The organism is Streptomyces sp., assembly GCF_019510245.1.
Lineage (GTDB): Bacteria > Actinomycetota > Actinomycetes > Streptomycetales > Streptomycetaceae > Streptomyces.
In genome coordinates this window covers 1-14619 of record NZ_JAEKKT010000091.1, presented here as the reverse complement: position 1 = coordinate 14619, position 14619 = coordinate 1, and the positions used below count along the sequence as shown (strand labels likewise).

Annotated in this window: 13 protein-coding genes and 1 pseudogene; 6 read left to right on the top strand and 8 right to left on the bottom strand. The window is 71.2% G+C overall.

What is annotated here, in order from left to right; translation table 11 throughout:
* The 3 genes and pseudogenes from JF597_RS05410 to JF597_RS05400 form a co-directional block, all read left to right on the top strand.
* Positions 1-228: pseudogene (locus JF597_RS05410) on the top strand (PadR family transcriptional regulator); the annotation flags it as partial.
* Complete coding sequence (locus JF597_RS05405) at positions 225-914, top strand: ABC transporter ATP-binding protein (protein ID WP_293989752.1); 690 nt, start codon at positions 225-227, stop codon at positions 912-914. The pseudogene JF597_RS05410 and the gene JF597_RS05405, both read left to right, overlap by 4 nt.
* On the top strand, positions 911-3262 hold the full coding sequence (locus JF597_RS05400; protein WP_293989749.1) for an FtsX-like permease family protein: 2352 nt from the start codon (positions 911-913) through the stop codon (positions 3260-3262). Before JF597_RS05405 ends, JF597_RS05400 begins: the two co-directional genes overlap by 4 nt.
* A gap of 6 nt (positions 3263-3268) precedes the next feature.
* On the opposite strand, the gene JF597_RS05395 is transcribed toward JF597_RS05400, so the two are convergent.
* Positions 3269-4309 (bottom strand): LysR substrate-binding domain-containing protein, encoded by a 1041-nt coding sequence (locus tag JF597_RS05395; RefSeq protein ID WP_293989747.1) that lies wholly within the window; start codon positions 4307-4309, stop codon positions 3269-3271.
* 142 nt (positions 4310-4451) lie between these two features.
* Here JF597_RS05395 and JF597_RS05390 point away from each other — a divergent pair, with 142 nt between their 5' ends.
* Complete coding sequence (locus JF597_RS05390) at positions 4452-5003, top strand: peroxiredoxin (protein ID WP_293989745.1); 552 nt, start codon at positions 4452-4454, stop codon at positions 5001-5003.
* Between the two features lie 4 nt (positions 5004-5007).
* Positions 5008-5547: an alkyl hydroperoxide reductase gene (locus JF597_RS05385; RefSeq protein ID WP_293989755.1), complete on the top strand. Its 540-nt coding sequence runs from the start codon at positions 5008-5010 to the stop codon at positions 5545-5547.
* A 24-nt stretch (positions 5548-5571) separates the two neighbouring features.
* Here JF597_RS05385 and JF597_RS05380 read toward each other — a convergent pair whose 3' ends face one another.
* The 5 genes from JF597_RS05380 to JF597_RS05360 all read right to left on the bottom strand — a co-directional run bounded on the left by JF597_RS05380 (position 5572) and on the right by JF597_RS05360 (position 12582).
* Entirely contained in the window at positions 5572-7041 is a 1470-nt protein-coding gene (locus JF597_RS05380) for an AI-2E family transporter (RefSeq protein ID WP_293989743.1), read from the bottom strand.
* 238 nt (positions 7042-7279) lie between these two features.
* Positions 7280-7966, bottom strand: a complete 687-nt coding sequence (locus JF597_RS05375) for a transglycosylase SLT domain-containing protein (protein WP_293989740.1) — start codon at positions 7964-7966, stop codon at positions 7280-7282.
* A gap of 425 nt (positions 7967-8391) precedes the next feature.
* Positions 8392-9717, bottom strand: a complete 1326-nt coding sequence (locus JF597_RS05370) for a PhoH family protein (RefSeq protein ID WP_293989737.1) — start codon at positions 9715-9717, stop codon at positions 8392-8394.
* A 409-nt stretch (positions 9718-10126) separates the two neighbouring features.
* A complete protein-coding gene (locus JF597_RS05365; RefSeq protein ID WP_293989735.1) occupies positions 10127-10900 on the bottom strand; it encodes an isoprenyl transferase in 774 nt (257 codons plus the stop codon).
* A gap of 881 nt (positions 10901-11781) precedes the next feature.
* Positions 11782-12582 carry a class I SAM-dependent methyltransferase gene (locus tag JF597_RS05360; protein ID WP_293989732.1) on the bottom strand — a complete coding sequence of 267 codons (801 nt, stop codon included), beginning with the start codon at positions 12580-12582 and terminating at the stop codon, positions 11782-11784.
* Positions 12583-12634: 52 nt separating this feature from the next.
* Between JF597_RS05360 and JF597_RS05355 the strand changes: the two genes are divergently transcribed.
* Positions 12635-13147 carry a DinB family protein gene (locus JF597_RS05355; RefSeq protein ID WP_293989729.1) on the top strand — a complete coding sequence of 171 codons (513 nt, stop codon included), beginning with the start codon at positions 12635-12637 and terminating at the stop codon, positions 13145-13147.
* A gap of 34 nt (positions 13148-13181) precedes the next feature.
* Here the strand turns inward: JF597_RS05355 and JF597_RS05350 are convergent, their stop codons facing one another.
* Positions 13182-13661 (bottom strand): GNAT family N-acetyltransferase, encoded by a 480-nt coding sequence (locus JF597_RS05350; protein ID WP_293989726.1) that lies wholly within the window; start codon positions 13659-13661, stop codon positions 13182-13184.
* 60 nt (positions 13662-13721) lie between these two features.
* Positions 13722-14600 carry an LLM class flavin-dependent oxidoreductase gene (locus JF597_RS05345; protein ID WP_293989722.1) on the bottom strand — a complete coding sequence of 293 codons (879 nt, stop codon included), beginning with the start codon at positions 14598-14600 and terminating at the stop codon, positions 13722-13724.
* Positions 14601-14619 lie beyond the last annotated feature (19 nt).

Here is a 14619-nt window from a genome sequence, read left to right as displayed (position 1 = left end):
AAGGTCGTGCTCGCGCTGCTGACGCACCGCAACGCCGGCGACATCCTCGACAGCCAGCGCTCCGAGCACCTGCGCAGCATGCGCATCCTCACCGACCGCAAGCGCCACGGCGACCTCGCGGACCAGCTCGTCTGCGACCACGCCCTGTTCCACCTGGAGGCGGACCTGCGCTGGCTGGAACTGACCGCGGCCCGGCTCGACAAGCTCCGCGCGGAGGTGGCCAAGTGAACGCTCCCGCCGGTTCGCTGCTCACGGCAGACAAGCTCCGCAAGGCGTACGGCCCGACCGTCGCCCTCGACGGCGCCGAGTTCTCCATACATCCGGGCGAGGTCGTCGCCGTGATGGGGCCGTCCGGCTCCGGCAAGTCGACGCTGCTGCACTGCCTCGCCGGGATCGTGCCGCCCGACTCCGGGTCGATCATGTACGCCGGCCGCGAGATGGCCACCATGAGCGACGCCGAGCGCAGCGCCCTGCGGCGCACCGAGTTCGGGTTCGTCTTCCAGTTCGGGCAGCTGGTGCCCGAACTGACCTGCGTGGAGAACGTCGCGCTGCCGCTGCGGCTGAACGGCACCTCCCGCAGGGAGGCCGAGCGGGCCGCGCTCGGCTGGATGGAGAAGCTGGAGGTCGACGACCTCGCGAAGAAGCGTCCGGGCGAGGTCTCCGGCGGCCAGGGGCAGCGGGTCGCGGTGGCCCGCTCGCTGGTGACCGGTCCCCGGGTGCTGTTCGCGGACGAGCCGACCGGCGCGCTCGACTCGCTCAACGGCGAGCGGGTGATGGAGCTGTTGACGGACGCCGCCCGCTCCACCAACGCGGCCGTCGTCCTCGTCACGCACGAGGCACGCGTGGCCGCCTACTCCGACCGCGAGATCGTCGTACGCGACGGGAAGTCCCGGGACATGGAGCGGGCGGTATGAACGGCAGGCAGTGGATCAGGGACCTGGCCATGGGGGTCCGGTTCGCCTTCGCGGGCGGCCGCGAGGGCTGGTTCCGGGCCGCGATGACGGCGGTCGGCGTGGGCCTGGGGGTGGCGCTGCTGCTGCTCACCACGGCCATCCCGAACGCGCTGGCCGTACGCCACCAGCGCGACGTGGCCCGGGCGGACTACACGTACGTCTTCGGCCGGCCCATGAAGGCCGGCGAGAAGACGTTCGTCATCGCGGACATCGACACGCCCTACCACGGCAACGACATACGCGGCCGGATGATCCAGCGGGAGGGCGCGAAGGCGCCGGTGCCGCCCGGACTCACCCAGTACCCGGCACCCGGCGAGATGGCCGTCTCGCCGGCCCTGAAGCGGCTGCTGGACTCCCCCGACGGAGCGCTCCTGCGGACCCGGCTGCCGTACCGGATCACCGCCACCATCGCGGAGAGCGGACTGACCGGCTCGCAGGAACTCGCCTACTACGCGGGCTCCGACGACCTCGCCGCCCACATCCGACCGCCGGACGTGGCCCGGATCGACCACTTCGGCAGCCCGCGGTCTCCGGACGCGGAGACCGACCCCGTCCTCACGCTGCTCGTCCTCGTGGTCTTCGTGATCCTGCTGATGCCGGTCGCCGTGTTCGTCGCCGCCGCCGTCCGCTTCGGCGGCGAGCGCCGCGACCGGCGCCTGGCCGCGCTGCGGCTGGTCGGCTCCGACGGCCGGATGGTACGGCGGATCGCGGCCGGCGAGGCGATGGCGGGCGCACTGCTCGGACTCGTCCTCGGCCTCGGCTTCTTCCTGGTCGGCCGTCAGCTCGCGGGCAACGCCGAGGTGTTCGGCACCAGCGTGTTCCCGAGCTATCTCAACCCCTCCCCCGTACTGGCCGCGCTGGTGGCGGTCCTGGTCCCGGCGGCCGCCGTGCTGGTGACCCTGTTCACGCTGCGCGGGGTGGTCATCGAGCCGCTGGGCGTGGTGCGGACGGCGAAGCCCACCCGCCGCCGGCTGTGGTGGCGGCTGCTGCTCCCGGTGGCCGGTCTGGCGGCGCTCTACCCGATGATCGGGCAGGGCCGCGGCGGCGGCGACTTCAACCAGTACCTGGTGACCGGCGGCGTCCTGCTCCTCCTGGTCGGCATCACGGCGCTCCTGCCGTGGGTCGTGGAGACGGTCGTGGGCCGGCTCGGCCGGGGCGCGGTGGCCTGGCAGCTGGCGGTCAGGCGGCTGCAGTTGAGCAGCGGCATGGCGGCCCGCATGGTCAACGGCATCGCGGTGGCGGTGGCCGGTGCGATCGCGCTGCAGATGGTCTTCGCGGGTGTCGAGGCCGACTACACCAAGCAGACCACCAACGACCTCGACCGCGCGCAGATGTCGGTCCAGGTGCCGACGGGCGTCCAGGTGCCCGAGGTCGCCCAGGCCATGACCGCCACCAAGGGCGTGCGGAAGGTGGTCTCGATCGCCGACGGCGAGGCCGGCGACCGGAAGAAGGAGCCGGGCCGGACCGCGTCGGTGAGCGTGGGCAGTTGTGCCTCGCTGCGCGAGGTGGCGACCCTGCCGTCCTGCCACGACGGCGACGCCTTCGCGCTGAAGGGCTCCGACTCCGACTCCGAGACGGCGAAACTGCTGGCGACCGCGGAGAAGAACGGCCGGACCCTCTACCTCAACCCCGCCTACAGCGGCGACGTCGGCCACGGCCCCGTGACCCCCTGGACCGTACCGGCGGGGCTGAAGCAGGCCGAGTCCCGCGAGGACCCCACCGGCTACAAGCGCGGCGGCCTCCTGTTCACCCCGGGCGCGCTGCCGCCCGGTGCCAGCACGGCGGTGCGGGGCGTGGTCTACCTGTCCCTCGACTCCGGGGTGCGCGACGCCCACGAGTACGTGATCGACACGGCGGTCCGGATCGATCCGCTGATGCACGCGGAGACGCTGACCTCGTTCGAGCGGAACAGCCAGTTCGAGTCCATCCGCACCGGCCTGTTCGTCGGCGCCGCCGCCGTACTGGCGCTGATCGGCGCGAGCCTGCTGGTCAGCCAGCTGGAGCAGTTGCGGGAGCGCAAGAAGCTGCTGTCGGCCCTGGTCGCCTTCGGCACCCGGCGCCGCACGCTGAGCCTGTCGGTGCTGTGGCAGACGGCGATCCCGGTCGGGCTCGGCCTGCTGCTGGCCGGCGTGGTGGGGCTGACGCTGGGCACGGTGCTGCTGAAGATGGTCGGCTCCACGGTGCGCGTGGACTGGCCGGGCGTGCTGGCGATGACCGGCTTCGGCGCGGCGGTCGTCCTCGCGGTGACCCTGCTCAGCCTGCCGCCCCTGCTGCGGCTGATGCGCCCGGACGGCCTGCGCACCGAGTAGCCGGTGTCAGGATCCGGCGCCGAGGACCCGGACGGGCAGCGGCCGCAGTGCCTCGCGCAACGCGGCCGCCAGCTCCCGGTACTCGGCGCCGCGGGCCGCCCCGGCGCGCGTCGCGAGGGCGATCCGGCGGCTCGGCGCGGGCTCCGCGAAGGAGCCGGTGAGGAGCTGGTCGCTGCGACTGGTCTCGACCTTGACGGCGGTGTGCGGCAGCAGCGTGCAGCCGAGCCCGCCGGCGACCAGCTGGACGAGGGTGGCGAGCCCGGCGGCCGTGGTGGTCACCGGAGCGCCCTCCCGTCGCCCACCACCGCCCTCGGCCGAGGGGCTACGCCCCGCCCCTTTGAATTCACGGCCGGCCTCCCGGCAGATGTCCAGGGCCTGGTCGCGCAGACAGTGCCCCTCGTCGAGGAGCAGCAGGTTCAGCTCCTTGAGCGCATCGCGGGCGATGCCGTCGCGGCCGCCGAGCGGATGTCCGAGCGGCGTGACGAGCACGAAATCCTCGTCGAACAGCGGGAGTTCGACGACCCCCGGGACGCCCAGGGGGACCGCGAGCAGCAGCAGGTCCAGCCGGCCGGAGGCGAGCCCGTCCAGGAGGCCGGCGGTCTGCTCCTCGTGGACCTGGAGGTCGAGGTCCGGATAGCGGTCGTGGACCAGTCCGAGGACCGTGGGCAGCAGATACGGCGCGACGGTGGGGATCACCCCGAGCCGCAGCGCGCCGGTGAACGGCGCCCGCACTGCCGCCGCCTCCACCAGCAGCGCCTGCACCTCCTCCAGCACCGCCCTGGCCCGTACGGCGAGCCGCGCACCGGCGGGCGACAGCAGCACCTTGCGGGTCGTGCGCTCCAGGAGCGTGACGCCGAGGGTCTCCTCAAGGGCCGCGACGGCCCCCGACAGCGCGGGCTGGCTCATGCCTGTCGCGGCCGCCGCGTCCCGGAAGTGCAGGTGCTCGGCGACCGCGCAGAAGGCGCGCAGCTGCGCGAGACTGGGCTGGCGCCGCTTGCCGCCGCCACCGGCCCCGCCCCCGGTAGCGTTCCCCAGGGGATTACCCACAGCCACTGATAGCCACCTCCGATCAACTCGACCGAGTGTAGCTATTTCAGGAATCAATGCACCTTGTGCCACGATCGGCGGCGTCCCACCCATCGGAGCAGACCCCGCGATCCGGGGTCGCTCCGCGCTGCAAGGAGAGCGCGTGCTCACTGTCGGTGACAAGTTTCCCGAGTTCGAACTGACCGCCTGCGTCTCGCTGGAGAAGGGCAAGGAGTTCGAGACGATCACCCACAAGACCTACCAGGGTTGGAAGGTGGTCTTCGCGTGGCCCAAGGACTTCACCTTCGTGTGCCCCACCGAGATCGCCGCCTTCGGCAAGCTGAACGAGGAGTTCGCCGACCGCGACGCGCAGATCCTCGGCTTCTCCGGTGACTCCGAGTTCGTCCACCACGCCTGGCGCAAGGACCACGACGACCTGCGCGAGCTGCCGTTCCCGATGATGGCCGACTCGAAGCACGAGCTGATGCGCGACCTCGGCATCGAGGGCGAGGACGGCTTCGCCAAGCGCGCGGTGTTCATCGTCGACCAGAACGACGAGATCCAGTTCTCCATGGTGACCGCGGGCTCGGTGGGCCGTAACCCCAAGGAGGTCCTGCGGGTGCTGGACGCGCTCCAGACCGACGAGCTCTGCCCGTGCAACTGGACCAAGGGCGACGACACCCTCGACCCGGTCGCGCTCCTGGCGGGTGAGTGACCCCGTGTCCCTCGACGCCCTCAAGTCCGCCGTACCGGACTACGCCAAGGACCTGAAGCTCAACCTGGGTTCGGTCATCGGCAACTCGGAGCTTCCGGCGCAGCAGCTGTGGGGCACGGTCCTGGCGACCGCCATCGCCGTCCGCTCCCCGATCGTGCTGCGCGAGCTGGCACCGGAGGCGAAGGCGAACCTCACGCCCGAGGCGTACACGGCGGCCAAGGCCGCGGCCGCGGTGATGGCGATGAACAACGTCTTCTACCGCACCCGCCACCTGCTCTCCGACCACGAGTACGGCACCCTGCGCGCGGGCCTGCGGATGAACGTCATCGGCAACCCCGGGGTCGACAAGGTCGACTTCGAGCTGTGGTCGTTCGCGGTGTCCGCGGTCAACGGCTGCGGAATGTGCCTGGACTCCCACGAGCAGGTGCTGCGCAAGGCCGGGGTCGGCCGTGAGGTGATCCAGGAGGCGTTCAAGATCGCCTCGGTGGTCCAGGCGGTCGGCTCCGCCCTGGAGGCCGAGGCCGTGCTGGCCGAGTTCGAGTAGGCGCCGGCGTTTCGCGGACCCCGCTCACCGCCGGTGGGCGGGGTCTTCCGCGTCCTCGGGGGCTGCGCCCCCGGACCCCCCTTCGGCCTGAACGGCCTCGTCCTCAAACTCCCCCAGACGGGCTGATGTGTGTGGCCGATCGCCGTCGTCGGGTGCCGGACGGGCTGGATTGTGGGGCCGATCGCCGTCGGCGGGCGCCGGGTGGGGTGGCTGGTCGGCTTCGTCGGGCTCGGTGGCCTCGTAGCGTTCGTGCGAGTAGTGGTGCAGATAGCTGACGACCGTGTTGGTCACCGCCACCAGCGGCACCGCCACCACCGCTCCGCCGATGCCCGCGACCATGCCGCCGGCCGCGACCGTGAGGACCACCGCGAGGGGGTGGACCCGGACCGCGCGGCCGAGGATGAACGGCTGGAGGATGTGGCCCTCGATCTGCTGGACCGCGAGGACGACGGCCAGGGTCATGACCGCGGTGAACACGCCCTGGGTGACCAGCGCCACGATCACCGCCAGCGCGCCGGAGGCGACGGCGCCGACGAGCGGGATGAACGAGAACAGGAAGATGAAGACGGCCAGCGGCACGGCCATCGGGACGTCCAGGAAGTAGATGCCGATGCCGATGAAGATGGCGTCGATGAGGGCGACCAGGACCGTGCCCCGGACGTAGGCCGTGAGCGTGCGCCAGGCCCGCGGACCGGCGCCGGCGACCCCCTCGCGGGCGGCGGACGGCACGAGCTTCAGGAACCACTGCCAGATGCGCGCGCCGTCGTACAGCAGGAAGAGCGTGGAGAAGAAGACCAGCAGGATGCCGGTCAGGGCCTCCACGATCACCTGGACGCCCTCCAGGCCGAACGAGGTGATCTGGTCGGTGTTGGCGCCGATCGCCTCGCGGAGGTTCTTGGCGATCTGGTTGATCTGTTTGTCGGTGACGTGGAAGGGGCTCTTCAGCAGCCAGTTGCGCAGGTCGTCGATGCCGTTCTGGACCTGGCTGGAGAGCGTGTCGATGTTCTCCATGACCTGCCAGGTCACGAACCAGCCCATCAGGCCGATCACCACGAAGCCGGAGATGGCGGTGAGCGCGGTGGCCGGGCCGCGGGGCATGCCGTAGCGGCACAGGCGGGCGACCGTCGGCTGGAGCAGGGCGGTGATCAGCAGCGCGATGACGAAGGCGAACACGACGAGTTGGACGGCGCTGATGACCCGCATCAGGATCCAGACCGTGCCTGCCAGCACCAGCAGCCGCCAGCCGGCCTCGGCCGCGACCCGCACGCCCCAGGGGATGGCCGTCACCGGGTCGGGACGCGGCACCGGCTTACGGACGGGCGCGGGGGCCGGCGGGTCCGGGGCCGGGGCGGGCGCCGGTACGGCCACGGCCGGAGCGGCCGGCTCCGGCTCGGCGTGCTCCCGCTCCACCTCGGCCCGGCGCTCGTCCAACCGCTCGCCCATCTCGGTCAGTCCGGCCCCGATACGACCGAGCCACTCAGGCACGCGCGACATGATCCGCCCTCTCCCCACCCACTCCCCCCTGGAGTCGTCCGCAACGACCGTACAGGGCAACAGCCCCTCCCCCTAGGACGGGGAGGGGCTGTCGAAGGTTGAGAGAGGCCGATCGCAGTAAGGGCGCTGGGGGTACCCCCGGCCGGAGGCTGGGGGAGGAACTGCGCGCTCAGCCACATGCGACCCGCAGACGACCTCGGACCGCGGCGCCGTTTGTCGGCCTGACCCGGCGGAACGCCTAGTACCAGTGGTTGGCCTGCCAGAACGACCACGCCTCACACGGGCTGCCGTACCGGGAGTTCATGTAGTTCAGGCCCCACTTGATCTGCGTGGCCGGGTTGGTCTGCCAGTCGGCGCCCACCGAGGACATCTTGGAGCCGGGCAGGGCCTGGAAGAGACCGTAGGCGCCGGAGGAGGCGTTGACCGCCTGGTAGTTCCAGCTGGACTCGTGGTCCACGATGTTGCTGAAGCACTGGAACTGGCCGCCGGCCACCATCTGCTGCGCCATCGCCTGGATCTGCGCCACGGTGTACGAGCTCTGGACCGGGAAGCTGGACGAGGAACGGCTGGCCGCTTGCTTCGCCTCGGCGCGCTCCTTGGCCTCCTTGGCCGCCTTCTCGGCCTCGGCCTTCTTGGCCTCGGCGGTCTTGGCCGCGGCCACCCGGGCGGCCTGCTCGGCGTCCTTCTTGGCGGACGCGTCCGCCTGGATCGCCACGGCGTCGGCCTGCTGCGTCAGGGACGCGGTCTGCACCTGGGCCTGCTGACCCGCGGGCAGGTCGGCCAGGAGCGTGGTGTCGGCTGCCGTAGCCTCGGCGTCGTTGTTCGGCTGGGCAACACTGCCCGAGGCCACACCCACGACGCTTCCGACGGCGGTGACCGCGGTGGCCGAGGCCACTGCGAATCCCCGGACCGAGATCCGGCTCACACGGTTTCCTTCCAGCATCGCCCGCTTCGGTGACCCTGGCGGACGCAATCTTGCCCCTGACACTGGTCTCCTCACTACTGGGTCACGGGAGACACGGGCCCGGTGGGCAACTCCGGAGGGGAGCGCCGCATGGTGCTCGGGCGGCATACGACGTCGCTATGGAATTAGCAGTGCTGCTTCTGTTGTTCCGTACCGCTGGGGGTACAGGTGTGTCGTATGCGGGGCCTGACAGGAGTGAGACTCTGCCGTAACCCGACGCCGGGTGGCAATTCCGAGTTGCGTGTGAAAGCTCACATCCGGTTTCTCCCCGGGGATTTCAGGAAACCGCCACGCGCGAAGGCGCCGCCCGGCTAGGCTCGGGGCCTTTGCCGGACGGCGCCAACGGGTGGGCCGTCAGCCCAGGTTGGACACGGGGATCAGAGGGTTCAGATGTGCCCGTCCTCCAGCATTTCGGTCACAAGGGCAGCGATCTGGGACCTCTCGGACCGGGTGAGGGTGACATGCGCGAAGAGCGGATGCCCCTTCAGTTTCTCCACCACCGCGACCACACCGTCGTATCGCCCGACTCGCAGATTGTCCCTTTGCGCCACATCGTGGGTCAGAACGACCCGTGAATTGGCGCCGATCCGGGACAGAACGGTCAGCAGGACGTTCCGTTCCAGCGACTGGGCCTCGTCCACGATCACGAACGCGTCGTGCAGCGAGCGGCCGCGGATGTGGGTGAGCGGCAGCACCTCCAGCATGCCGCGGGCGGTGACCTCCTCGATGACCTCGCGGCTGGTGACCGCCGAGAGGGTGTCGAAGACCGCCTGCGCCCAGGGGCTCATCTTCTCCGCCTCGGAGCCCGGCAGATAGCCCAGCTCCTGCCCGCCGACCGCGTACAGCGGACGGAAGACCATCACCTTCTGGTGCTGGCGGCGCTCCAGGACCGCCTCCAGGCCCGCGCACAGCGCCAGCGCGCTCTTGCCGGTGCCGGCCCGGCCGCCCATCGACACGATCCCGACGTCCGGGTCGAGCAGCAGGTCCAGCGCGATGCGCTGCTCGGCGCTGCGGCCCTTGATGCCGAACGCCTCGCGATCGCCGCGCACCAGGCGGATGTTGCCCTCGGAGGTCACCCGGCCGAGCGCCTTGCCGCGCTCCGACTGGATGGTCAGGCCCGTGTGCACGGGGAGGTCGGAGGCCTCCGGGACGTACACGTGCCCTTCCTCGAAGAGGATGTCCACCTGCTCGCCGGGCAGGGTCAGTTCGGACATTCCGGTCCAGCCGGAGGAGTCCGTGATGGCGAGTTCGGCGCGGTACTCCTCGGCGAGGAGGCCGACCGACGACGCCTTGATCCTGAGCGGCAGGTCCTTCGAGACGACGGTGACGTCGTACCCCTCGGCCTGCAGGTTGCGGGCCACCGCGAGGATGCGGGAGTCGTTGTCCCCCAGGCGGTAGCCGCTCGGCAGCACGCTGGGGTCCGAGTGATTGAGCTCGACACGGATGGTGCCGCCGAGGTCCCCGATCGGGATGGGGGCATCGAGGCGGCCGTGCCGGACCCGGTAGTCGTCGAGCAGGCGCAGCGCCTGCCGGGCGAAGTAACCGAGTTCCGGATGGTGCCGCTTGGCCTCCAGTTCCGTGACCACGACGATCGGGAGCACTACCTCGTGCTCCTCGAAGCGGGCCATGGCGTTCGGGTCGGCCAGCAGGACGCTGGTGTCGAGAACATAGGTGCGCCGGTCGGACTTGCGGCGCGTTGTGCTGGTCACCACGGAAGGACGTACCCCCTCGGATGAGGTCGGGGAGCGACGATGGCGAGCTGGACCGGTTGACGGCCACCCTGCACGGGCCGAAAACCGGCCCCCCGCTGCTTCTTCCGTGCCGTGACCGCACGGTCGGGCTGGTGCAAAGGGCCTCCCGGGCGGACGGCCCCGAGCCGCCCGCTGAGATCCGATGCCCGGGGTTCGGGCGTCGGCCTGTCTGGCTTATGCCCTCGAACATGCGCCGCCATGCCACGGTCCGCAACGACGCGCAGGTGAACTCCGTGTTACCCGCGCCCCCATATGGGTGATTTACGCCTCATGGGTGGCGTGGGGTCATCGACCGTGACGACGTGGTCATCCAGCGTGGCGGCCGTGGCGGGGGTCGTATGCCGTGTTGACGTCCGCCGTCAGGAAGACGTCACCCGCCGTAGCGGCGGTGCCGGGCCGCATAGTCACGCAGGGCGCGCAGGAAGTCGACCTTGCGGAACGCGGGCCAGAAGACCTCGCAGAAGTAGTACTCGGAGTGGGCGGTCTGCCAGAGCATGAATCCGGACAGCCGCTGCTCGCCGCTGGTGCGGATCACCAGGTCGGGGTCGGGCTGGGCACCGGTGTAGAGGTGACGGCCGATCATGTCGATGTCGACGGACTCGGCGAGGTCCTCCATCGCGACGCCCTTGTCGTGGGCGTCGAGGATCATCGAGCGGACGGCGTCGGCGATCTCCTGGCGGCCGCCGTAGCCGATGGCGACGTTCACCAGTATTCCGTCGACGTGCGCGGTGGCCTCCTCGGCCTCCTTCAGCGCGGTCTGCATCGGGGCGGGCAGCAGGTCCGGGGTGCCGACGTGGTGGACGCGCCAGCGGCCGTCGGCGGCGAGGGTGCGGACGACGTCCTCGATGATGCCGAGGAGGGGGACGAGTTCCTCCGGCGGCCGGTTGAAGTTGTCCGTCGACAGCAGCCAGAGGGTGACGACCTCGACGTCCGTCTCGGTGCACCAACCGAGGAACTCCTCGATCTTCTCGGCACCGGCGCGGTGACCGTCGACAGGTGTGGAGCCGGCGGCCTTCGCCCAACGGCGGCTGCCGTCCACGATGACGCCGATGTGCTTGGGCACCTGGGCGTGGTCCAGGTGGCCTTCCACCCGGCGTGCGTAGAGCCTGACGAGCAGGCCGCGCAGCTTGTCGCGCAGGTTCACTTGAAGTCCGCCCCTCATGAATCGGATGCGGGGGTCCGCCCGCCGAAGCCTACCCCTCCGGTGGTTGAGCCGGTTGACGCCCCAGGGGTGGGGAGTTGAGGTCGCCACGCGACCACGGGCGGGTCGTGACCGGTCGCGCAGTTCCTCCCCCGGCCTTCGGCCTGGAGGTGCCCCGGCACCCTTCGGGAGCGCGGCCCTGAGACCGATGGGGACGTGGGTGAAAAAAACGGGCCGGTCCGTGGGGGGGAGACGGACCGGCCCGAGGGGGGGCTTCCACCATAACCCTTCGTAAGTGATGCTGCGTGCATCAGCGCGCATCAACTACTCTCCGGAGTCGTCCGGCGACGCCCCGGTGGGCCGGAAACGCTGGATTCGAGGGTCCCGCATGGCCGATTCACGGCGGAATCCCAGGAAAAGTGGCCGCTTGCGCGGAGATCAGGAGGGTTTGAGCCGTCTTGTGGACACCTCGGCGAGTTGCTCACCCATCCCCCCGACGGGCTACCCCGGGTGCGAACGGCGCCTTGACGGGGGCAGGCGGGGCGTCGCGGCACCGCGCAGCCCCCTCCACCGCGCGGTACCGCCCGCGCAGCTTTGCTCACGCGAATTGCCTTGGTCTGAACTTACGTGAGCCGATCGGGTGATACGAAGCGAAAGAGGTAACGATGTGAGAACGCTGTGAAAATGAGAGGTGAACGGAGGGATTCTCCCTTCACATATGCGTAGGTTCACGCACTAGGACACGAGTTGACCGTATTGATCGGTAACATCCCCTGACGCCCCGCCTTGATCGTTTCACGTTCCTCTCAACCGGGTGGGTGCCCGAAGGCCCGGACGGCGGTTCTTGGCCATTCTTCGCCGCCTGGCATTCCAAGGCCGATGGATCACGGCCGGCGCGCCGGTCTGCGGGCGTCGAAGAGGTGCCGGGCGCTGTGCGCGACGAAGGGCCCGTCGGTCTCGATCCGCCGGTGCAGGGCGCGGAGTTGCGGCTCGTACGCCTCGACCGTGAAGCCCGGGACCATCCACACGACCTTCCGCAGGAAGCAGACGACGGCCGCGATGTCGTGGAACTCCATCCGCAGCCGCTCCGCCCGCAGACCGGCCACCTCCAGCCCGGCCGCCTCCGCCTCGGCGCGCTCGGTGTCGGGGTGGCGGCGGCCGCGGACGGCCTCCGGCTGCGGGCCGAGGAAGAACTCGACGAGCTCGAAGACGCTGGCGGGCCCGACGTGCTGCGCGAAGTACGTGCCGCCCGGCCGCAGCACGCGCGCGATCTCGGCCCAGTGGGCCCGCACCGGATGCCTGCTGAGCACCAGGTCGAAGGTCTCGTCGGCGAACGGCAACGGGGCGTCCTCGGGCGAGGCGACGACCACCACACCGCGCGCGCCCAGCAGAGCGCTCGCCTTCGGGACGTTCGGCGGCCAGCCCTCGGTGGCGGCGAGCAGCCGGGGCCGGTCCGGGGCCGCCGTGCCCAGGGCGAAGTCGAACACCTCGCCGCCACCGGTCTGGATGTCGAGCGCCGCCGTGGCGCGGGCCAGCCGCCCGCCGGCCGCACGGGCGTACCCCCACGAGGGGCGCGCCTCGGTGGCCCGCCCCTCGAACCAGGAGAAGTCCCACCCCTCGGTCGGCACGGCGGTGCCCTCGGCGACGAGGTCCTCGAAGGTGCGGTGCGTCCGCTGCTCTGCCATGACCCGCAGCATCGCAGCGGACTGTCGGTCCCCGCTGCTAATTTCACCCGCCATGACGACCGACGACACGTACACGGCCGGTGAGAAGGAAATCCTGCACGCCGGCCTGGACCGGCACCGGGACGCGGTCCTGTGGAAGCTGCAGGGCCTGGACGACGAACAGCTGCGGCGCCCGATGACGCCGTCGGGCACGAACCTGCTGGGGCTGGTGAAGCATCTGGCGTCGGTGGAGTACGGCTGGTTCGCCTCGGCCTTCGGCGGTGAGGTGGAGCCGCTGTGGTTCGACCCCTACACCGACGACGACCTGTCCATCGGCCCCGGTGAGACGACGCAGCAGATCATCGACTTCTACGGCCGTGCGCGCGCCGCCTCCGACGCGGTGATCACCGGGCATCCGCTGGACTCGCTGGGCCACCCGGACTGGCGGGACCACCCGGTCTCGCTCCGCTGGGTCCTCGTCCACATGGTCGAGGAGACGGCGCGGCACGCCGGGCACATGGACATCCTGCGGGAACTCATCGACGGGACGACGGGCGACCATCCGCGCGCCACGGGCACGGTGTGACGGGTTCGTGGGCGGCGAGCGCGTCGCGAGGGCGTCAGGGTGCCCCCGTGGCGTGCTCGCGCAGCACGAGCAGCACGAACCCCTCGTCCACGGGGTGCTCCCCGTCCTCGCACGGCACGAAGCCGCTCTTCTCCAGCAGCCGTACGGAGGCGGTGTTCTCGGCGAACAGGTCGGCGAACAGGGGCCGTACGGTCTCCTCCTGGAGGAAGAGCGCGAGGGCGCGGCTGCCGACGCCCCTGCCCCAATAGGCCCGCCCGAGCCAGTACCCAGTGAACCGGCGCTCGCCGTCCCACCAGGCGACGATGTTCCCCGCGACCTCCCCGTCCGCGAGGACGGTCCGCACCCGGCCGCTCGGATCCCCGAGCACCCGCTCTCTCCAGTGCCGGAGGAAGGCCTCCCGCGGCCGGGGCGTGAACCTCGACCGCCGGACGGCCTCCGGGTCGTGCTCGTAGGCGAGGAAGATCTCGAGGTCGTCGTCCTGTACGGGCCGCAGCCGAACGTCATCGGTGGTCATACCGGCGAGTGTGGCACCCGCCACTGACAACGCCGGGCTGCCGGCGGCCGGCGCCCGGGACTAGGGCACCAGCGGCCGGACCCCCTCCGCGGTGAACCGCACGAAGCCCTCGGGGTCGGGTTCGTCCGCCGTCGGCTGGAGGATGACGGTGTCGGCACCGGCCTCCACGAGCCGCTGCACGGCCTTGGCGACGGCGCCCGCGTCGCCGGCCACGCCGAGGTCGGGGACGGACTCCAGCCCCTCCGCGACGAGTTCGGCACGGAGCCGGGCGGGGCCGTCGGACCCGGTGGCGGTCAGCAGGTACACGACGACCCGGTGCGGCTCGTCCGCGCCGCGCCCCGCGGCCAGCCGCCCCTCCTCGATGAGCCGCAGGGCCCGGCGGACGCCGTCGGGAGAGGTGGCGGAGGTGAGCACGGTGCCGTCGGCGGCGGCACCGGACAGGCGGAGGGTACGGGGGCCTTCGGCGCCGGCGAGGACCTCGGCGGGGCCGGCGGGCGGCCAGTCGAGCGCGACGCCGTCGAGCCGGACGTACCGCCCGTCCACCGTGACCCGCTCCCCGCGCAACAGCGCGCGCAGGGCGTCGAGATGCTCGCGCAGCAGGGTCAGTGGGGACTCCGCGCGGGCGCCGACCTGGCCCATCCAGTCCTGCACGCCGTGCCCGACGCCGACGACCGCGCGCCCCGGGAACATCCGGTGCAGCGCGGCGACCTCCATCGCGGTGACGGCGACGTTCCGCAACGGCACCGGCAACAGCCCGACCCCGACCCGCACCCGCTCCGACCACGCGAGAGCGGCCGCCGCCGCGGAGATCCCACCCTCCCGAAAACAGTCCTCCCACAACCACAACTCCTCAAGCCCCACCCCCTCAGCAACCCGGACCACGTCCCGCAGCCGCTCGGGGGGTAGCTGGGGGCGGAAGACTGCGCCGAGTGATGTCATGGGGGAGGTATTACCCGGG